This window comes from Collinsella aerofaciens (assembly GCF_039062315.1).
GTDB classification, from domain to species: domain Bacteria; phylum Actinomycetota; class Coriobacteriia; order Coriobacteriales; family Coriobacteriaceae; genus Collinsella; species Collinsella aerofaciens_BG.
Genome location: NZ_JBCJBG010000012.1, coordinates 22008 through 43277 on the forward strand (window position 1 = coordinate 22008; position 21270 = coordinate 43277).

Annotated in this window: 14 protein-coding genes; 12 read left to right on the top strand and 2 right to left on the bottom strand. The window is 63.2% G+C overall.

Annotation, left to right across the window (positions count from 1 at the left end; all coding sequences use genetic code 11):
• Positions 1-38: 38 nt before the first annotated feature.
• On the top strand, positions 39-1370 hold the full coding sequence (glmM, locus tag ABCP74_RS06935) for a phosphoglucosamine mutase (protein WP_195521317.1): 1332 nt from the start codon (positions 39-41) through the stop codon (positions 1368-1370).
• 97 nt (positions 1371-1467) lie between these two features.
• On the opposite strand, the gene ABCP74_RS06940 is transcribed toward glmM, so the two are convergent.
• Positions 1468-3042, bottom strand: a complete 1575-nt coding sequence (locus ABCP74_RS06940) for a carboxypeptidase M32 (RefSeq protein WP_148332395.1) — start codon at positions 3040-3042, stop codon at positions 1468-1470.
• A 505-nt stretch (positions 3043-3547) separates the two neighbouring features.
• Between ABCP74_RS06940 and pheS the strand changes: the two genes are divergently transcribed.
• From pheS to ABCP74_RS06970, 6 genes are all read left to right on the top strand, one after another.
• A complete protein-coding gene (gene pheS, locus ABCP74_RS06945; protein ID WP_040359117.1) occupies positions 3548-4624 on the top strand; it encodes a phenylalanine--tRNA ligase subunit alpha in 1077 nt (358 codons plus the stop codon).
• A gap of 184 nt (positions 4625-4808) precedes the next feature.
• Positions 4809-7262: a phenylalanine--tRNA ligase subunit beta gene (gene pheT / locus ABCP74_RS06950; RefSeq protein ID WP_343001128.1), complete on the top strand. Its 2454-nt coding sequence runs from the start codon at positions 4809-4811 to the stop codon at positions 7260-7262.
• Between the two features lie 246 nt (positions 7263-7508).
• The gene (gene cbiM, locus ABCP74_RS06955) at positions 7509-8594 is read left to right on the top strand and encodes a cobalt transporter CbiM (RefSeq protein WP_343001129.1); all 1086 of its coding nucleotides are present in this window, start codon (positions 7509-7511) and stop codon (positions 8592-8594) included.
• Entirely contained in the window at positions 8572-9408 is an 837-nt protein-coding gene (locus ABCP74_RS06960; protein ID WP_196031676.1) for an energy-coupling factor transporter transmembrane component T family protein, read from the top strand. Before cbiM ends, ABCP74_RS06960 begins: the two co-directional genes overlap by 23 nt.
• A gap of 46 nt (positions 9409-9454) precedes the next feature.
• On the top strand, positions 9455-10225 hold the full coding sequence (locus ABCP74_RS06965) for an energy-coupling factor ABC transporter ATP-binding protein (protein ID WP_343001130.1): 771 nt from the start codon (positions 9455-9457) through the stop codon (positions 10223-10225).
• An 80-nt stretch (positions 10226-10305) separates the two neighbouring features.
• Positions 10306-11154, top strand: coding sequence for a hypothetical protein (locus tag ABCP74_RS06970; protein ID WP_343001131.1), 849 nt, complete (start codon positions 10306-10308; stop codon positions 11152-11154).
• Positions 11155-11354: 200 nt separating this feature from the next.
• Here the strand turns inward: ABCP74_RS06970 and pyk are convergent, their stop codons facing one another.
• Positions 11355-12815, bottom strand: coding sequence for a pyruvate kinase (pyk, locus tag ABCP74_RS06975; RefSeq protein WP_099432613.1), 1461 nt, complete (start codon positions 12813-12815; stop codon positions 11355-11357).
• A gap of 441 nt (positions 12816-13256) precedes the next feature.
• Here pyk and ABCP74_RS06980 point away from each other — a divergent pair, with 441 nt between their 5' ends.
• From ABCP74_RS06980 to ABCP74_RS07000, 5 genes are all read left to right on the top strand, one after another.
• Positions 13257-15938, top strand: a complete 2682-nt coding sequence (locus ABCP74_RS06980) for a cation-translocating P-type ATPase (protein ID WP_343001132.1) — start codon at positions 13257-13259, stop codon at positions 15936-15938.
• A gap of 481 nt (positions 15939-16419) precedes the next feature.
• Positions 16420-17373, top strand: coding sequence for a ribosome small subunit-dependent GTPase A (rsgA, locus tag ABCP74_RS06985; RefSeq protein WP_373267883.1), 954 nt, complete (start codon positions 16420-16422; stop codon positions 17371-17373).
• Between the two features lie 252 nt (positions 17374-17625).
• Positions 17626-18285, top strand: coding sequence for a Flp pilus assembly protein CpaB (gene cpaB / locus ABCP74_RS06990; RefSeq protein ID WP_343001133.1), 660 nt, complete (start codon positions 17626-17628; stop codon positions 18283-18285).
• Positions 18285-19934 carry a nucleotide-binding protein gene (locus ABCP74_RS06995; protein WP_343001134.1) on the top strand — a complete coding sequence of 550 codons (1650 nt, stop codon included), beginning with the start codon at positions 18285-18287 and terminating at the stop codon, positions 19932-19934. Before cpaB ends, ABCP74_RS06995 begins: the two co-directional genes overlap by 1 nt.
• Entirely contained in the window at positions 19931-21259 is a 1329-nt protein-coding gene (locus ABCP74_RS07000) for a TadA family conjugal transfer-associated ATPase (RefSeq protein ID WP_343001135.1), read from the top strand. The genes ABCP74_RS06995 and ABCP74_RS07000 overlap by 4 nt, the downstream gene beginning before the upstream one ends.
• The last annotated feature ends 11 nt before the right edge of the window (positions 21260-21270 follow it).

A 21270-nucleotide genomic window follows, 5' to 3' on the forward strand; every position in this document is an offset into this window, starting at 1 on the left:
CAGGCAATCTGTTCGCCCCTATTTTGTAAGGAGAGCGCATGAAGTACTTTGGCACCGACGGCTTTCGTGGTGAGGCCAACGTTGGGCTGACGGTAGAGCACGCTTATAAGATTGGCCGTTTTGTGGGCTGGTATTACGGCGCCAACCGCGAGCGCAAGGCACGCGTGATCGTGGGCAAGGACACGCGTCGCTCGAGTTATATGTTCGAGGCGGCGCTGGTGAGCGGCCTGGTCGCGAGCGGTGCGGACGCCTATATGCTGCACGTGATCCCCACGCCGGGCGTAGCGCATCAGACTGTGGAAGGCTGCTTCGATTGCGGCATCATGATCAGCGCGAGCCACAACCCGTTTTGCGATAACGGCATTAAGCTCGTCAACAGCGACGGCTTTAAGATGGACGAGGACGTGCTGGAGCTCATTGAGGACTACATCGATGGCAAGAGCGAGGTGCCGCTGGCAACGGGCAACCACATCGGCGCCACGGTGGACTACATGCAGGGTCGCAACCGCTACATTGCTTCGCTCATCGCCAGCGCGAACTTTTCGCTGCAGGGCGTCAAGATCGGCATCGATTGCGCCAACGGCTCGGCATCCTCGGTGGCCAAGCCGGTGTTCGACGCACTGGGCGCCGATGTGCGCGTGATCAATGCCGCGCCCGACGGCTTTAACATCAATGTCGACTGCGGCTCTACGCATATTGAGCGCCTGCAGCGCCACGTGGTGGAGCAGGGCCTGGATGTGGGCTTTGCCTACGACGGCGATGCCGACCGCTGCCTGGCCGTGGACGAGCGCGGCCGCGTGGTCGACGGCGACCAGATCTTGTACGTGTGCGGCGTGTACCTGAACAAGCACGGGCGTCTCTCGGGCGGTACCGTGGTACCGACGATCGCCAGCAACTTTGGCCTGATCAAGTCGTTGGAGCTTGCCGGACTGAGCGCCGTGACCAGCGGCGTGGGCGACCGTCACGTGTATGCCAAGATGCGCGAGGGCGGCTACAGCCTGGGTGGCGAGCAGACGGGCCATACGATCTTTGGCGATATCGAGCGCACGGGCGACGGCATTATGACCTCGCTGCGCGTGATGGAAGTGATTCGTGCCGAGCGCGAGACGCTCTCGCAGCTCACGGCTCCGTGCAAGCTGCTGCCACAGGCGCAGGTGGCCGTGCACGTGGCGGACAAGGACGCCGCGCTCGAGAACATGGGCGTGCAGAACGCCATCGCCGAGGCCGAGGCTGCGCTGGCAGGCGAGGGCCGCGTGCTCGTGCGCAAGAGTGGAACCGAGTCGGTTATCCGCGTGCTGGCCGAGGCGCCCGACCAAGCATCCGCCGATGCCGCCATGAAGCGCATCGCCGCCGCGCTGGAAGCTCTGTAAGGTAGTCATTGGGGACGTTCTTAAACAACTAGGTGGAAAGGGGGCGCTGCGGATTGGTTCCGCGGCGTCCCCTTTGCGTTGGCGTGTCGGTTATGCCTTACAGCTCGTACAGCGTGGTGAACTTGTCCTGCAGGTAGCTGCAGTAGTAGCGGGCGTCAAAGTCCATGCCGCACGCGCCCTTGATGAGCTCCGGTGCGTCCTTGGCACGGCCCCACTGCCAAATGTGCTCGCCCAGCCAGGCACGGACGGGCGCCAAATCGCCGCTCGCACAGGCACCGGTAAGGTCGACGCCGTCGCGGCACATGGCCGGCACAAACATAGCGTCGTAGGCGCTACCCAGCGCATACGTGGGGAAGTAGCCAAACGAGCCACCGCTCCAGTGCGTATCCTGCAGGCAGCCGTGCGTGTCGTCGGGAACGGGAATGCCCAGGTACTCATCCATAAAGCGATTCCAAAGCGCGGGGATGTCCTTGGCCGTGGCCTCGCCGGCAAACAGCATGCGCTCGATCTCGTAGCGCACCATAACGTGCAGCGGATAAGTGAGCTCGTCCGCCTCGGTGCGGATCAGCGACGGCCGTGCGATGTTCACGGCATGGTAGAGCGTATCCTCGTCCACACTGCCATAGACCTCGGGCGCGTGACGGCGCAGCACCTCGAGCAGCGGGCCCATAAAGGCGCGGCTGCGACCCACGGTGTTCTCGAAAAAGCGGCTCTGGCTCTCGTGGATGCCCATGGAAGTGCCGCCCTCCAGGCGGGTGCGCGCATAGGCAGGATTGACGCCCAGCTCGTACATGGCGTGTCCCGCCTCGTGGATGATGCTGTAGACGTTGGAGATGCAGTCGTCCTCGTAGATGTGCGTCGCGATGCGCGCGTCGCCCACGGCAAAGCCCTCGCTAAACGGGTGCTCGGTAAAGGCAAGCGTGGTGTCGTTCAGGTCCAGGCCGACGAGCTTCATAAGGTCGAAGCTCATGGCGCGCTGGGCGGCCTCGGGCACGCGGGCGTGCAAAAAGTCGGCAGCGGGCTGCTGGCCGCGCTCGCCGATGGCGTGCACGAGCGGCACGACCGTCGCCTTGACCTCATCGCAAAACGCATCGAAGCTCTTGGCGGAAAGGCCGCGCTCGTACTGGTCGAGCCAAACATCGTATGGGTCGCGCTTGGGGTCCATGAGCTCGGCCTGATGCTTAAGTTGGGCGACGATTCTATCCACATAGGGCTCAAAGCTCGCCCAGTCATTGGCCGTCTTGGCCTTGTGCCACACGGCGTCGGCCTCGCAGGTGAGCCTGGTCCAGGCCTCGGCCTCCTCGGTGGGAATGACGCTCGCTTCGCGCTGGTCGCGGCCGAGTACGCGGATCTCGTCGAGCAGCTGCGGGTCGTCGATCTTGCCGCCGGCGACGGTTTCGCGTGCCAGCGAGCGCACAAGTTCGACAGACTTTTCGCTGGTCAGGAGCTTATGATGCTCGCCGGCAAGGGTGCCCATGGCGTCGGCGCGCGCTGCGGCGCCGTTGGCGGGGGCAATGGTCGCGCCGTCAAACTCGGCAATCTTGAGCAGGTACTCGCGGGTCCACAGCTTGCCCTCGAGCTTGCGGAATTTTTTGACGGCCTTATCGACCTTCATGCTTTTGGGCGTCTTGCCCGCTGCGGGCTCGGCCTTCTTATCGTGCTTCTTTCCCATACCATATCCTTGATCTCGCGAACCGAGCGCCACGGATGGGCGCACGGCCAGTTTACACAGCTACCTGCCTTGTACCCAGCACGAACAAAACGGAACGCGGCGATATGCCCAAACAATGTGGTATCCTGTAGACCAATGCGTTGACGGAGAGGGTTTTGCCCGCCGCGTCGCCGGCAAGAGAGGGAAGGTCATGGGCTGTAAGCCTTCCTGCGGTGGCAAGGGCCAAGCGTTCACTCCCGAGCAGCGACCTCAACGGGCACGCGGCCGGCGGCGGCGATGTCCCCAGTAGGGAAGCCGTGAGCCTCGCGACAAGGGGCAAAGAGTGGGCGCGGCGGGCCAGACATCCGCCGGGTCAAACAAGGTGGTACCGCGGAATTCAACCGTCCTTGGGCAATGCACATGCCCGAGGACGGTTTTTTGTTACCGAACCGGGCCGCGTTTTCGCAACGTCAGACGGCGGCAGCCGCCTCGGCAAGCGGGGAGCGCGAGAGACGAAAGGGAAGACATGAGTCTGATTGATGATCTGGTCAAACTCGAGGAAGAGGCCAAGGAGCTCGTCGCAGGCGCCGACGACGCCGCAAAGCTCGAGGCCGCGCGCGTTGAGCTGCTCGGCCGCAAGGGCCGCATCACCGGCCTGATGCGCATGATGGGCAAGCTCGCCCCCGAGGATCGTCCCGTGATGGGCAAGCGCGCCAACGAGATGCGCCAGCTGATCGAGGGCATGCTCGACGAGCGCACCACCGAGATGAAGGCCGCCGCCCTCAAGCACGCACTCGAGCACGAGGCCGTCGACATCACGCTACCGGGTATCCGTCCGCAGATCGGCCACCAGCACCTGATCAAGCAGATCATCGAGGAGGCCGAGGACATCTTCTGCGGCATCGGCTACACCGTCGAGTCTGGCCCCATGGTCGACACCTCCTATTACAACTTCACCGCGCTCAACGCCCCCATGGATCACCCGAGCCGCTCGGCCCGCGATACCTTCTATGTGGTCGACAACAACCCCGGCAGCGTCGCGCACCCCGAGGCTCACGCCCACGGCGAGTCCGACGTGCTGCTGCGCACCCAGACCTCGGGCGTGCAGATCCACACCATGGAGTCGCAGAAGCCGCCCATCTACATGATCTGCCCGGGCACCGTCTACCGTCCCGACACGGCCGACGCCTGCCACCTGCCGCAGTTCAACCAGATCGAGGGCCTGGTCGTCGACGAGGGCATCACCTTTGGCGATCTTAAGGGCACGCTCGACTACTTTGTTAAGTGCATGTTTGGCGAGGACCGCAAGACGCGTTACCGCCCGCACTTCTTCCCCTTCACCGAGCCGAGCTGCGAGGTAGACGTGAGCTGCCACGTGTGCGGCGGCAAGGGCTGCAACTTCTGCAAGCACAGCGGCTGGATCGAGATTCTGGGCTGCGGCATGGTCGACCCCAACGTCCTGATTAACTGCGGCATCGACCCCGAGAAGTACACCGGCTTCGCCTTTGGTATTGGCGCCGAGCGCGTCGCGGCCCTGCGCTACGACCTGCCCGACCTGCGCACGCTCATGACAGGCGATATGCGCTTCCTGAACCAATTTTAGGCTGCGGCTTGCCCAAGCACGGCACCTCGGCGCTCATTCGTCGCTTGCGTACCAAAGTACGCGGCGCTCCTCTTTCGGGCCGATCTGCCGCACTTGGACAACCCTCGCTTTGTAAGGAATGTTCACAAAGTTGAAGTTTCCACCTGCATCTCTTCGCAGGCTTTCAGTATGAAAGGAGAGCTAGATGCGTGTTTCTTACGACTGGCTCAAGACCATGATCGATATTCCGGAGGATCCCAAGACCCTTTCGGACGAATATATCCGTACCGGCACCGAGGTCGAGGCGATCGACACCGTGGGCGAGTCCTTCGACCACGTGGTGACCGCCAAGGTGCTCACCAAGACCCCGCACCCCGATAGCGACCATATGTATGTGTGCTCGGTCGACGTGGGCGACAAGAACCTCGACGCCGACGGCAACCCCGCTCCGCTGCAGATCGTCTGCGGCGCGCAGAACTTCGAGGCCGGCGACCACATCGTCACGGCCATGATTGGCGCTGTCCTGCCCGGCGACGTCAAGATCAAGAAGAGCAAGCTTCGCGGCGTCGTGTCCATGGGCATGAACTGCTCCGCGCGCGAGCTCGGCCTGGGCGGCGACCACTCCGGCATCATGATCCTGCCCGAGGATACGCCCTGCGGCATGCCGTTTGCCGAGTACGTGGGCTCGAGCGATACCGTGCTTGACTGCGAGATCACGCCCAACCGTCCCGATTGCCTGTCCATGATCGGCATGGCCCGCGAGACCGGCGCCATCTTCGACCGCGATTTCCACGTTGAGCTGCCTGCCATCAAGGCCGAGACCGGCCGCGCGACCGACGACGAGCTTTCGGTCGAGATTGCCGACGAGGGCCTGTGCGACCGCTACGTCGCCCGCATCGTGCGCAACGTGAAGGTCGGCCCCTCGCCCGACTGGATGGTCAAGCGCCTCAACGCCCTGGGCGTGCGCCCGCACAACAACATTGTCGATATCACCAACTACGTGATGATGCTCACCGGTCAGCCGCTGCACGCCTTTGACCTGGACACCTTTGCCGAGCGCGATGGCCGCCGTCGTGTGGTGGTCCGCGCCGCCCAGCAGGATGAGAAGTTCACGACGCTCGACGGCGAGGAGCGCACGCTCGACGCCGGCATGGGTCTCATCACCGACGGCGAGCGCCCCGTGGCGCTGGCCGGCGTTATGGGCGGCATGGATTCCGAGATCGAGGACGACACCGTCGATGTGATGGTCGAGAGTGCCTGCTTCAACGCCGGTCGCACCTCGCACACCAGCCGCGACCTGTCCCTGATCTCCGACGCCTCCATTCGCTTTGAGCGCCAGGTTGACGAGACCGGCTGCGTGGACGTCGCCAACGTTGCCTGCGCGCTCATCGAGGAGATCGCCGGCGGCGAGGTTGCTCCCGGCTATGTCGACGTTTTCCCTGCGCCCAAGACTATCGACAGCATCAAGCTGCGCCTGGCCCGCGTGCATGCCATCTGCGGTGCCGACATCGAGCCCGAGTTTATCGAGCGTTCGCTCACCCGCCTGGGCTGCACCGTCGAGCGCGACGGCGATGACTTCATGGTCACCCCGCCGAGCTTCCGTCCCGACCTGCCGCGCGAGATCGACCTGATCGAGGAGGTCCTGCGCCTGTGGGGCATGGGCCGTGTGACGGCGACCATCCCGGCTGCCAAGAACCACATCGGCGGCCTGACCCGCGAGCAGAAGCTCACCCGCAAGGTCGGCGAGATCCTGCGCGCCTGCGGCCTCAACGAGACCACGACTTTCGGCTTTGCCGCCCCGGGCGACCTGGAGAAGATCGGTATGTCCACCGAGGGTCGCGGTTGCCCCGTGGTGCTCATGAACCCGCTGGTAGCCGAGCAGACCGAGATGCGTCGTTCGCTGTTGCCGGGCCTGCTGCAGTCCGTGGCCTATAACGAGGCCCACGGCACGCCCAACGTGCACCTGTACGAGGTCGGCAGCCTGTTCCACGGTCGCGAGAACGCCAGCCTGCCCAAGGAGACCAAGTCCGTGGCGGGCGTGCTCTCGGGCCAGTGGAGCGAGCAGTCCTGGAACATGAAGTACCGCAAGCTGCGTTTCTTCTTTGGCAAGGGCATTGTCGAGGAGCTGCTCGCCCAGCTGCGCATCGAGAAGGTTCGCTTCCGTCCCGTCGAGGGCGAGTGCTACGCTTTCTTGCAGCCGGGTCGTGCGGCCGAGGTTCTGTCCGGCGGCACCGTACTGGGCTGGGTCGGCGAGATTCACCCCGAGGCGCGCGAGGCGATGGGCATCGATGAGGTCGTCGTTGCCTTTGAGCTCGATCTGGACAAGCTGATCAAGGGCGCCCGCAATCAGGAGAACTACCGCGAGTTCTCGCAGTACCCGGCTGTTGAGCACGACCTTGCTATCGTGGTCGACAATGCTGTGACCTGCGAGGATCTTGAGCGCCGCATTACCAGCGCCGGCGGCAAGCTGCTCGAGGGCGTGCGCCTGTTCGACGTCTACCGCGATCCCATCCGCATCGGAGCGGGCAAGAAGTCCATGGCCTTTGCGCTTACGTATCGCTCCGACGACCACACGCTCACCAGCGAAGAGGTCGAGAAGGCGCACCAGAAGATCGTCACCAAGGTATGCAAGGGCGTAAACGGCGAGGTCCGCGGATAGGGCTTGCGCTGGGGTATGGGTCAGCGGTGGTTGCCGCCGAGTCTTACGTGACCGCTATGCTCGATATAAGGCACCGTTGAGCCTTCATATATGACACGCGCATTACATAACGGCGTGCTGCTTTGTCGGCAGTGCGCCGTTTTGCTATGATAGCCCGCGGCGTGTTACGAATCTTACAATGCGTAACACTGACAAGGTGATTTAAGCGGCGTTGCAATTCTGTGCGCCGATAACCGGGAGGCGCCCATGCACATTCCAGATAATTATCTGTCCCCGCAGACGGATGCCGTCATGGCAGTGGCAATGGTGCCCGTTTGGGTCCACTGCATCAAAAAGGTGCGTGCCACGCTCGATCGCGAGCACATGGCTTTCCTGGGCATCTGCGCCGCATTTTCCTTCTTGCTCATGATGTTCAACGTGCCGCTGCCCGGCGGCACCACGGGTCACGCCGTCGGCGGCGCGCTCATCGCGCTGCTGCTGGGCCCGGAGGCCGCGGCCATTGCTGTCTCGGTCGCGCTGGCGCTACAGGCACTACTGTTTGGCGACGGCGGCATCCTGTCCTTTGGCGCCAACTGCTTTAACATGGCCTTCGTGCTGCCGTTTGCCGCTGCTATCGTGTTCCGTGCGCTCAACAGCCGTCTGCACGACAAGAGCTGGGGCACCTCGGTTTCGGCCATCGTAAGCGGCTGGGTCGGCCTGTGCCTGGCGGCCCTGTGCGCGGCAATCGAGTTTGGTATTCAGCCGATGCTCTTTACCAACGCTTCGGGCGCGCCGCTGTACTGCCCCTTCCCGTTGTCTATTGCCATTCCTGCCATGATGATCCCGCATATGCTGGTTGCCGGCGTGGTCGAGGGCGTGGCGACGGCTGCGATTTACGGTTTCATTAAGAAGACGGCGCCGAGCGTTATCGTCGGCCCCGAAGCCGCCGATGGACAGCTTGCTGCCGAGGGCGCTGCTACAAAGAAGACCTCGCTGGTCCCCACGCTCATCTTGGTTGCCGTGCTTGTCGTGGCCACGCCGCTGGGCCTGCTGGCCACGGGTGACGCCTGGGGTGAGTGGGACGCCGAGGGCGCCGCGACCGCCGTTCAGGAGGCTGGCGACGACAGCCTGCAGGCTTCGGTCGGTCTCGACACCCCGACCTTTGCCGACGCTCTGCCTACGGGTGATTACCTGCAGGCCTATTCCGAGGAGCAGGGTCTCGGCTTTGCCGGTCAGGCTGCCATGTATATCCTGTCCGGCGTGATTGGCGTGGCGGTGCTCACCATCGCATTCCGTCTGATCTCGCTGACGGTCAAGGAAAGCGGAGCCCATGGCGATGGTCGAGCTGCCTAGCTGGCTTGCGGCCGAGGAGCGATACGAGCCCACGGGCGCTCGTCATCGCGTGATGCAAAAGAACGTCCTGCACCTGGCGAGCCTGCTTGAGCGGGTTCGCCTGGGTGGAGGCGCGCACGAGGGCGGGTCGATGGTCGACCGCGCCCTTTCTTGCGTTTCGGCTCCGGTGCGCCTGGTGGGGATATTCGTTTGCGTCCTGTGCGTGTGCCTGACACAAAGCCCGCTGTACCTCATGTTGATGGCGGCCATTGCGCTGGTGCTCGTTGCCGTGCGTCCCGTACGCGGGCTGCGCGCGACCTTTGTGCCGGCGCTTGGCGCCGCGGGGCTCGCAGTGGTTTTGGCGCTGCCTGCCCTGCTGCTGGGTGCTTCCGCTACGGGCGCCATGCTCAAGATTGCGCTCAAGACCTTCATTAATGTGTCGCTGGTGCTGGGCGTTTCGTGGACCCTCACGTGGAGCCGCATATCGGCGGCGCTCAAGATGCTGCATCTACCCGACGAAGTTATCTTTACGTTTGATATGGCGCTCAAGCACATCGAGGTGCTGGGTCGTACGGCGCACGATCTGTGCGAATCGGTCATGCTGCGCAGCGTTGGCCGTGCGCCCGAGGGATTTTCGCGTACCGATTCGATCGCGGGTATCATGGGCATGACCTTTATCAAGGCGATGAAATGCAGCCGCGCGATGGACGAGGCTATGCTTTGCCGCGGCTTTGCCGGTGCGTATCCGGCTCCCGCGCGCGCCAGGTTTGGCTGGCGCGATGCGGCCTATGCGGCCGGCGTGGCGCTGCTGACAGTGTTGTGCGCCGTGCTGTAGGCGCTGCTGGTTCCGACTGGGGATGTAAATGGGGAAGGGCGACGTTTTGACGATCGATATGAATAGTGCGGCGGGCACGAACGGTGTGGGCGGCGCCGAGGTCGTTCCGCTCATCGAGCTGCGCGACGTGGTGTTCTCCTATGCGGGGCATACGGTTGTCGATGGCGTGTCGCTGCAGGTCGATCGTGGTGAACTCGTTGCCCTGCTCGGTCCCAACGGCTGCGGCAAGACGACGATTATGCGTCTTATTAACGGCCTTGAACTCGCGGACGCAGGGGCATACCTGTTTGACGGGCACGTGGTCGATGCGGCGTATCTGAAGGATTCTGCTGCTGCTCAGAAGTTCCACCAGCGCGTGGGCTTCGTATTCCAAAACGCCGATGCCCAGCTGTTCTGCGCCACGGTGGGCGAGGAAGTTGCTTTTGGTCCCGCGCAGATGGGGCTGCCGGCAGACGAGCTCGAGCGCCGCGTGCGCGATGCCATGGGGCTGTTCCAGGTTGCCGACCTTGCCGACGCCTCTCCCTATCAGCTCTCGGGCGGGCAAAAGAAGCGTGTGGCGCTGGCGGCAGTTGTATCGATGAACCCCGATATCCTAGTGCTCGATGAGCCCACCAATGGGCTCGACGAGGATTCATGCGACATCGTGGTCAACTTCTTGCTGGCCTACGTCGCGGCGGGTAAGACGGTCTTGATGAGCACGCATCACCAGGATTTGGTGCGACGCCTGGGTGCCCGTGCAATCTATATCGATCGATATCACCATGTGGTCGAGACGCCTTCGCCGTCGTATGGAACCGAAAGCGGTACTACGGACTAGCTGCTGCGTAGAGCGTGCGTAGCCGCCCGCGCGGCTTTGCCGTGATGGTATAGTTATCCAGGTTTTTTATGGGGGTGGCTATGCCAAGTTGGAACATTCATATCGCTCAGACGGAGCGTTTGCTGGAGCGCACCGGTGCACTTGCCAATAGCGTGCGCGACCGCAATGCCTTTTTGTTTGGCTGCGTGGTTCCGGATATTTTCGTGGGCTATATGGTCCCTGGCATCGCCGATCCCATCCCGTACCGCATTACGCACTTTGCCAAGCCCGAGCCTATCCCTAAGCCGCGTGAGCACGAGTTCTGGGATACCTATGTGGCACCGTTGCTTAAAAGTTCGCCCACCGGTGCGCCAGCCGCGGCGACCTCGATTATCGAGGAGCGCGAGCGACTGAATCGCGTGCACTATCCCCAGCGCTACAGGGATGCTGAGCCGGTTGTCGGTCCCGGCGCTCGTGAGTTCTCGCTTGCGTCCGAAGATGTGGCGCAGTCGTTGCTCGATTTGACACTGGGTGTCTGGTCGCATCTGGTGGCCGATACCGTATGGAATACGCGCGTGAATCAGTACCTGGAGGCGCACGGCGGCAAGCCGTGCGAGGAGTTCCGCATTAAAAAGCAAGGCGACTTTGACTGGTTTGGCAAGACGCTGGGCATTGTTTCCATCCCGCGTGCGACCGATCGCCTGTATACCGCTGCGACGCGTTTTGGGCAGTATCCCATCCATAAGGAGTATGTGCTCAAGACCATCGGCGTCATGCACGAGATCGTGCGCGAAAACCCCGGCGAGCCCGATCATCCGCCGTATCGCCTGCTAACTGAGGAGTTCTTCGACTCAACGTTTACCGAGGTCATCGAGCTGACCGAGGCAGGCTTTGCGGCTCGCGTTGCTGCTTCTGACGTTCCGGCAGTCCCCCTGATCGCTAGCTGCTAGCCGGCCGGCTTTACGGAGAACAGTTCATCCCAATTGACCAACAGCTCCCGTCGCAGGCGTCTTCGGTGGTGCGCTCGGCATCGGAGAGGCTTGCGACTGAACGCAAATCGATGAGGCGGCATATGAAGAAGGTCTTAAAAAAGCCCGGAAGGCAATGCCTTCCGGGCCCTTTGCAATGCAAATCTGCTTGCAAGTGCGATTTAGCGCACCTGAGCGACGTAAGCGACGTTGGTCGAGGAGACCTTGTCCTCGAGCTGGACGCTCATGCGGGGATCGCCGGCGGTAGCGACGGTCAGGTCGCCGGCCTCGACGTAGCCGAGCTCCTTGGCGGTCTCGATCGCCTTGACGATCGTGCCGTTGACGGTGCCCTGGGTAATCTCGGCCTGGTGCGGGATAACGCCCCAGTACATGATCATCTGCTGGACGGCCCACTCGTGGCGGGAGAATGCGCAGATCGGCATGTTGGGACGGAAGTGCGAGATCAGGCGAGCGGTACGACCGGTGGTCGTCGGCACGGTGATGCACTTGGCGCCAACGGTGGTAGCCATGTTCACAGCGGACATACCCACAACGTTGTTGACGACGCGGGTGCCGTGAGCGTCAGCCGGAACCTCGAGCGGAGCGTGGGCCGGGAGGTACTTCTCGGTCTCGAGAGCGATGCTGGCCTGCATCTTAACGGCCTCGACCGGGTACTTACCGGCAGCGGACTCGCCGGACAGCATAACGGCGTCGGTGCCGTCGTAAATGGCGTTAGCAACGTCGGCAACCTCGGCGCGCGTCGGGCGCGGGTTCTGCTGCATGGAGTCGAGCATCTGCGTAGCGGTGATAACGGGCTTGTAGGCCGCGTTGCACTTGGCGATGATCTCCTTCTGGATGTGGGGAACGAGCTCGGGCTTGATCTCGATGCCCAGGTCGCCACGGGCGACCATGATGCCGTCGGAAGCCTCGAGGATCTCGTCGAAGTTCTCGACGCCCAGGGCGCACTCGATCTTCGGGAAGATCGTCACGTGCTCGCCGCCGTTCTCGCGGCAAAGCTCGCGGATGCCGCGGACGGACTCGCCGTCACGGATGAAGGAAGCGGCGATGTAGTCGATGTTCTCGGTCAGGCCAAAGAGGATGTCCTGACGATCGCGCTCGGTGATGGCGGGCAGCGAGATGTTGACGTTGGGCATGTTGACGCCCTTGCGCTCGCCGATCAGGCCGTCGTTCTTAACGACGCAGGTCATGTCCTGGCCGTCGACGGACTCGACCTCGAGGGCAACCAGGCCGTCATCGATCAGGATGAGGGAGCCCTTCTCGACCTCGGAGGGCAGAGCCAGGTAATCGAGGGAGATGTGCTCAGCGGTGCCGTGGAAATCCTCGGACGTGGGCTGAGCGGTGACGACGATCTTGTCGCCGGTCTTGACGGCAACCTTCTTGCCATCGACCAAAAGGCCGGTGCGGACCTCGGGGCCCTTGGTGTCGAGCAGGATGCCGACGGGCATGCCGAGCTCCTTGGAAATACGGCGGACGCGCTCGATGCGACCGTGGTGCTCGTCGTAGGAGCCGTGCGAGAAGTTAAAACGGGCGACGTTCATGCCCGCCTTGATCATCTCGCGGATGGTCTCGTCGCTATCGCAGGCGGGACCCATGGTGCATACAATCTTGGTGCGCTTGTACATTCAGACCTCCATCTGACATCGTCTTGCGCTGATAGATAAACCATAAGAAATAAAACTGAGATGATTATAACGAAATGCCGACCGAATACCCCAAAAAATCGACCGTATGCCGAATTAGAAGTTCATTTTTTGCGGAAAAACGGTATATGCAAAAACTTTACCAACCGTTCTAACCGCTGCTATCTGGGCGATATTTCAGTCTGACGATGCGCCGAAGAAAAAACGTTTTATCAATGTTGAGCATCACACTGTCTGCACCGTTGCGCCTGTGCCGTGTTTCCAGATGGAATGTTTTGGCTAGACGCGTCGCTTTGGGGTACCATAGCTCCACTATCAACTGCCGCTCAGCACGGCAGCCTTGATGAGCCCTTGCCCTTCTCCTGGGAATTATGATCGGGCATCAATCTGCTGAGTGGCCCGAATCCCAGGAGGGGACTCTATATGCAAAAGGAATACCTGTCCGCCGCGGCGGAGGTGCTCAGCGACCAAGGTGTCGATGAGAACCTCGGCCTGAGCAACGGCGAGGCGTCGGCGCGCCTTGCCAAGACAGGCCCTAACAAGCTCGAGGAAGCCGAGAAGACGCCGCTGTGGAAGCGTTTCTTTGAGCAGATGGCCGACCCTATGGTCATCATGCTGATCGTTGCCGCCGTCATCAGCGCGCTCACGGGCATGGTCAAGGGCGAGGCGGACTTTGCCGATGTCGCCATTATCATGTTCGTCGTTATCGTCAACTCGGTGCTGGGCGTGGTCCAGGAAGCCAAGAGCGAGGAGGCCCTCGAGGCCCTGCAGGAAATGAGCGCGGCGCAGTCCAAGGTGCTGCGCGACGGCAAGCTCGTGCATCTGCCGAGCGCCGAGCTCGTGCCCGGCGACGTCCTCATGCTCGAGGCGGGCGACTCCGTCCCGGCCGACTGCCGCGTCCTCGAGAGCGCCACGATGAAGATCGAAGAGGCCGCACTGACCGGCGAGTCCGTGCCGGTCGAGAAGCACGCCAACGTGATTGAGCTTGCCGCGGGCACCGACGACGTGCCGCTCGGCGACCGCAAGAACATGTGCTACATGGGCTCCACCGTGGTGTACGGCCGCGGTCGCGCCGTCGTGGTCGGTACCGGCATGAACACCGAGATGGGCAAGATCGCTGGCGCCCTGGCCGAGGCCAAGGAAGAGCTCACGCCGCTGCAGGTGAAGCTCGCCGAGCTCAGCCGTATTCTTACCATTATGGTTATCGTCATCTGCGTCGTGATCTTTGGCGTCGACATCATCCGTCACGGCGTGGGTAACGTCCTTACCGACCCGACTGCCCTGCTCGACACCTTTATGGTCGCCGTCTCGCTCGCCGTCGCCGCCATCCCCGAGGGCCTGGTCGCCGTCGTGACCATCGTCCTTTCGCTCGGCGTGACCAAGATGGCCAAGCGCCAGGCGATTATCCGCAAGCTTTCTGCTGTCGAGACGCTCGGCTGCACGCAGACCATCTGCTCGGACAAGACCGGCACGCTCACCCAGAACAAGATGACCGTCGTCAAGCACGAACTTGCTGCGCCCAAGGAGAAGTTCTTGGCCGGCATGGCGCTGTGCTCCGATGCCCAGTGGGACGAGGAACTGGGCGAGGCCGTGGGCGAGCCGACCGAGTGCGCGCTCGTCAACGATGCCGGCAAGGCTGGTCTTACTGGCCTGACTGCCGAGCACCCGCGCGTGGGCGAGGCCCCGTTCGACTCGGGCCGTAAGATGATGTCCGTGGTCGTCGAGACCCTGGACGGCGAGTACGAGCAGTACACCAAGGGCGCGCCCGACGTGGTGATCGGCCTGTGCACCCATATCTACGAGGGCGATAAGGTCGTCCCCCTGACCGAGGAGCGTCGCGCCGAGCTCGTGGCAGCCAACAAGGCCATGGCCGACGAGGCCCTGCGCGTGCTGGCACTGGCGAGCCGTACCTACACCGAGGTTCCCGCCGACTGCAGCCCCGCTGCGCTCGAGCATGACCTGGTCTTCTGCGGCCTGTCCGGCATGATTGACCCGGTCCGCCCCGAGGTGGCCGACGCTATCCGCGAGGCGCACGACGCCGGCATCCGCACTGTCATGATTACGGGCGACCACATCGACACCGCCGTGGCCATCGCCAAGCAGCTGGGCATCGTCGCCGATCGCAGCCAGGCCATCACCGGTGCCGACCTCGACCGCATGAGCGACGAGGAGCTCGACGCGCACATCGAGGACTACGGCGTGTACGCTCGCGTTCAGCCCGAGCACAAGACCCGCATCGTCGAGGCCTGGAAGTCGCGCGACCAGATCGTGGCCATGACGGGCGACGGCGTCAACGACGCCCCGTCCATCAAGCGCGCCGACATCGGCGTTGGCATGGGCATCACCGGTACCGATGTCACCAAGAACGTCGCCGACATGGTGCTTGCCGACGACAACTTCGCCACCATCATCGGTGCCTGCGAAGAGGGCCGTCGCATCTACGACAACATCCGCAAGGTCATCCAGTTCCTGCTTTCGGCCAACCTTGCCGAGGTCTTCTCGGTGTTTATCGCCACGCTCATCGGCTTTACCATCTTCCAGCCGGTGCAGCTGCTGTGGGTGAACCTGGTCACCGACTGCTTCCCCGCGCTCGCGCTGGGCATGGAGGATGCCGAGGGCGACATCATGAAGCGCAAGCCGCGCAACGCCAAGGACGGCGTCTTTGCCGGCAATATGGGTCTGGACTGCGTTGTCCAGGGCCTGATCATCACCGTGCTGGTGCTGGCGAGCTTCTTTGTGGGCGTGTACTTTGACATGGGCTACATCCACATCGCCGATATGATCGCCGGCAATGCCGACGAGGAAGGCGTGATGATGGCGTTCATCACGCTCAACATGGTCGAGATCTTCCACTGCTTCAATATGCGCAGCCGTCGTGCGTCGCTGTTTAGCATGAAGAAGCAGAACAAGTGGCTTTGGGCTTCGGCTGCGCTGGCGCTGGTGCTGACGGTTATCGTGACCGTGCAGCCGACGCTTGCCGAGATGTTCTTTGGCCCCGTGACGCTTGAGCTCAAGGGCGTTGTCGCCGCCCTGGGCCTTGCCTTCCTGATCATTCCGCTGATGGAGATCTACAAGGCGATCATGCGCGCGGTCGAGAAGGAGTAACGTTCCTGTCCGGGCCCGACCGCCTGCGGGGTTTCCACGGGCACGTCCTCGCCGCTTTGCGGCTGCGGGATGTGCCCTTAGGAAACCCCTCCCGGCGGGCGGGCCCTGCGGTGTCCTTGCTGCTTTTCTCCCGCGCGGATGAAAAAGGGCTGAGGGAAAGTGTGTGAGTCGGTCGAGCGGTTGCTCGACCGACTCTTTTTTGTGGGTAAAATACCTGCTCAGTTGTGATTTTGGGTGCTGGGAGGCATTTGTGGGCAAGGCTAAGGCTAAGGCGAAGAAAAAGACGACGGGGGCGCGGGCTAAGCGCGACCGTCGTCGGAAGCTCGCGACCGAAGCCCCTGCATCTGCTGAGGAGCTGCTGGCAAGCGTACCGGGGCTTGACGCGTTACAGGATGTTCCGGCGTTCGATGACCTGCCGGTCGATGCGGCTCAGCAGGCTGCATTTGACGACTTTTGCGCACAGGCCGAGGAGCCCGAGCAGATGCAGCTCGGTGCCGTGGTGCGCCTGGACCGCGGGTTTCCGCTGGTGGCAACTGCCGACGACACGTTTCGTGCCGAGCATGCCGTAGGGTTTGCCAAGTCGCGTGGCGAGGACGAGGTCTTGCTGCCCGCCGTGGGCGACCGCGTGGCGGTTCGCCGTGCTCCCGGGCACGACATGGGCGTGATCGAGTGCGTACTGCCGCGCCGTACGAGCTTTGAACGTTGGCGTGGCCGTGCCCGCGGTGAGCGCCAGGTGCTCTGCTCCAACGTTGACAGCGTGCTGATCGTGCAGGCGCTCGGCGCCGGCGAGGTGCTGCTCGATCGTGTGGCGCGCTCACTGGTGTTGGCGCTCGATTGCGATGCCGAGCCGGTGGTGGTGCTCACCAAGGCCGACCGCTGCGAGGCCGATGAGCTCGAGCGCGATCTGGACCGCGTGCGCCGTCTGGTGGGTCCGGGCGTGCGCGTGATCGTGACGTCTTCTGCTGAGGGCCTCGGCCTGGACGAGGTGCGCGCCTGCGTGCCGGCTGGGAGCTGTGCCATGATCTTGGGCGAGTCGGGCGCCGGCAAGTCGACGCTGCTCAACGCGCTACTGGGCCACGATGCGCTGGCCACTGGCGGCGTGCGCGAGCGTGATGACCAGGGCCGCCACACTACGGTTGCGCGCGTGATGGTGGCACTGCCGGGCGACGCCGGCGTGATCGCCGATGCCCCGGGCCTGCGCAGCCTACCGCTCGTGGGTCACGAGCGGGGTCTGGCGCGCGCCTTCCCCGAGATTGTCGAGGCATCGCGCGCGTGCCGATTTGGCGATTGCACGCATACCCATGAGCCGGGTTGCGCCGTTCGCGAGGCCGAGGACGCCGGGCAGATCGACAGCCTGCGTCTGGAAACGTTCCAAAACCTGGCGTCATCCATGCGCGTGAGCGCCCAAATGCTCGATCCCGATGTCCATCTGTAATTGATTTTTCCTATGACAGCCGTCTCCCAACTGTTCGGGAGACGGCTTTTTTGCTGCGGAAAAGCCTTGAAGCATGCAGTTTGCTGACGTGCTGACCAAAACCTTGCCACGAGCTTGACGGGCTGGTTAGTTTTTGGTCAGCGATTGGTTTGACATCGAAAACCAAGATCGCGATTGCGCCGCTTTGCGCTCTGACCGCCCAGACAATGGTGGTACGGGCATTCGCCCGGCACTGCCATGAGAGGAGCGGCCGTGAACAAGAGCAAGCGCATCGCCATCAGTCTGGTCGCGGGCGTGCTCGCTGCTCTGCTCTGCATGGTTTACGGCTCGTCGATCCGCTCGCAAGCCGAACAGGTCCAGGCTGAGACCTTGGCCAAGTACGGTGGCGATCGCGTCGAGGTATGCGTCGCGGCGCGTGATATCGATGTGGGCGAGACCCTCGATGAGACCAATGTCATAACCCAAGAATGGCTGACGAGTCTGCTGCCGCGTGACGCGGCGACCGAGCTGCGCCAGGTGCGCGGCGACGTGACGACTTCGCGTATTCCCAAAAACGCCGTGATCTGCAATGTCTACACCAAGGCCGAGAGCCACAAGCTCGAGGTGCCTAAGGGCAAAGTCGCCGTTTCGGTGGCGGTCGATGCCGAGCACTCGGTCGGCGGCGCCACGGGCGTGGGCAGCTACGTGGATGTGTATGTGCAAAAAGACGGCGTAACCGATCGACTGTGCGGCGCGTACGTGATCGATACCAGTGAGGATTCTGGTGCCACGCGCGAGGGCAAGATCGAATGGGTGACGCTGGCGGCTGACCCCGAAGACGTCAAGGAACTGCTGGGAGCCTCGGGCAAGGGAACGGTCAGCTTGACGATTCCCGCCACGGCGCGCGGCAAAAAGAGCGGAGGCGACAAGTGATGAAGGCGATCTGGCTTGCGTGCTGCGCGTGCGGCGATTACGGGCTGTTGCAGCGGGAAGTCGAGGGCCGTGATGCGGGTGCACAGGTGCTTCGCGTAGGTGACCTGGACGGGCTGGTTTCCATGGCTCGGGCGTTTCCGTCGCGCCGCGGGGCTGCCATCATCGCGGCGTCTCTGTTTGATACCGAAGATGTGCGCAAGACTGTTGCGCGCCTGACGGCCGAAGGCCGTGTGAGTCGCGTGGTCGTGTTGATAGAAGCACTCGATCCGTCGGATATCGAGGGGCTGTTTCGCGCAGGGGCGACCGAGGTCATCGCTGCGCACAGTATATGCGGCAACGGGTGCGCGGGCGAGGGAGCGGTTGATTCCGATCGGCGCATGACGATTGAGCCCGATGCTTTTGTTGATAGGGAACCCGGGGCGCCTCGCGCTACAAGAGGCCCGCGTGTTGATGATTATGGAAAAGCGGAAGCCGAGCATGGTCGGCGCCCCCGGAACCCCCTTGTATACGATGACGCTGGAGGGCCGGCGCAGCATGCTGGCGATTCCCCGGCTGTAGATATGGGATACGTGCACGGCGTGAATCTGGTGGATGAACTCGACGAAGTTGAGGGCTTTGCCGGGTGCGGCGAGTTGTCGCTGATGCAGCATGAGCAGATTGCACAGAACGAGCCTGCCTCGCAGACCGAACAAGCTGCCATGCCGGCTTGGACGCAGCGTGTGGTTGCGGCGGAGGAGACGGGGACGCTGTCACCGACGCCCGCTCCGCCGCCTCCGATGCCGCCGGCAGACGCTGCCGCTTCGCCGCATCGAGCTCCGGTCATCTGCGCCATTTCGGGTTCGGGCGGTTGCGGCAAGTCGACGATCGTTGCCACCATGGCACACACATCGTCGCTGTTGGGCTTGCGTGCCGCCGTGCTCGACCTGGACCTGATGTTTGGAAACCTTTACGACTTGTTAGGCGTCGATGCTCCGCGCGATATGGCGGCACTTATCGAGCCGTCGGCGGCGGGCGCGCTCACCGAGCCGGATATCGTAGCCGCATCGATGCGCGTGGCGCCGGGCGTTACGCTCTGGGGTCCCGTCGCGGCGCCCGAGCAAGCCGAGCTCATGGCACGTCCGGTGGAGCTACTGCTTGATGTCCTGCGTCGCGAATCCGACGTGGTCTTTATCGATACCTCGGTCTTTTGGGGCGACGCCGTGGCGGCTGCGGTGGCGGCGAGCGACCGTTGCCTGGTCGTTGGCGATGCGGCGGTGTCGTCCGCGACATCGGCGTCGCGCGTCATTGAACTGGCAAGTCGAGTAGGTGTGCCGCGCACGCGCATGAGCGCCGTGTTCAACCGGTTCGGTGCGCGCGGGGCAGACGAGGATGTTGCCATGCGCTTTGAGATTGCCTGTGCGTTGAGCTCCAAGATTCGTATCGCCGATGGCGGGCAGGATCTCGCCGCGCTCATGGCGTTTGGGCGCGCTGACGAGGCAGTGGGGCAGACCAGCGCTTTTGCGACCAGCGTGCGCGAGGCCACGCGCGAGATGCTCGTGGAACTGGGGTGCGCCGTCGGCCCTTGGGGCGATATGGTCACCGACCGTGCAATGCGCACCGAACGCCCGCGTATCCGCCTTCCCTGGTCGCGCGAGGGTGATCAGCGATGAGCCTGCAAACGAGGATTAAGGCTGCCGGCGCTGCAGCGGCGGCAGCGCCTGTAGATGCGGGGCGCCGCCGCGCGGTGAAACGACGCACCAAGCGCGCCGTGATGGACCGCATGGGTTACGACGAAGTGGCGCGTATCAGCGCCTATATCGACCCGGCACTTGCCCGCTCGGAATTGCGTCCTGCGGTGGAGGCGGCGCTCAATGTTGAGGAGCCGACCGATCTCGCGACGCCCGAGCGCGAGACTATCATCGACGAGATTTTGGATGACGTGGTGGGCTTGGGGCCGTTGCAGCCGCTCATCGAGGACGACACCGTTACCGAGATCATGATCAACGGCTGCCGCTCGGCTTTCTTTGAACGCGGCGGCGTCTTGTACCCCATCGAGCATGCGTTTGAGGATGATGAGCAGATCCGGGTGCTTATCGACCGCATCATCTCGCCACTTGGCCGCCGTATCGACGAGCGCAGCCCCATCGTCAACGCCCGCCTCAAAACGGGCTATCGCGTCAACGCGGTGATTCCGCCTGTGGCGATTGACGGACCGATTCTCACCATCCGAAAGTTCTCGGACCGTATCTGCTCGCTGGACGAGCTTGTGGGGCTGGGGTCACTGCCGCTTTGGTATGCGCAGCTGCTGTCGTGCGCGGTGTCGCTGCGACAGGACCTGGCGGTTGCGGGAGGCACGGGATCTGGTAAGACCACCCTGCTCAACGCGCTGTCATGCGAGATTTCCACCGGCGAGCGCATCGTGACGATCGAGGACTCTGCCGAGCTCAAGTTTGCGCATCATCCGCACGTGGTGCGCCTAGAGGCGCGCGAGGCTTCAATTGAGGGCGAGGGCGCGGTGACGATCCGCGACCTGGTGACCAATGCCCTGCGCATGCGCCCCGACCGCATCGTGGTGGGCGAGGTGCGCGGTGCCGAGTGCTGCGACATGTTGCAGGCCATGAATACGGGCCACGACGGGTCGCTCACCACACTTCATGCGGGTTCAGAACAGGAGACCGTGGTGCGTCTGACGTTGCTTGCACGTTATGGCATCGATCTGCCGAGCGAGCTCATCGAGGAGCAGATTGCCATGGCGCTCGACGGCATCGTGATGTCCGAGCGCCACGCCGATGGCAGGCGCTTCGTCTCCTCGTATTCGGGGGTGCGTCGCGCCGCGTCGGGCGGCGTAGAGCTCGAGCGCTATGTGACTTTCGATGCCGCCGAGCGCACCTGGGCGCTTGACCGCGAGCCGCCGTTTATCGCAGAAGGCCTGCGGTCGGGGACGCTCACACAAGAGGAGGTGGACGAATGGAGGTCGCTGTGCCCCTCGTCGTAGGGGGTTTGGCA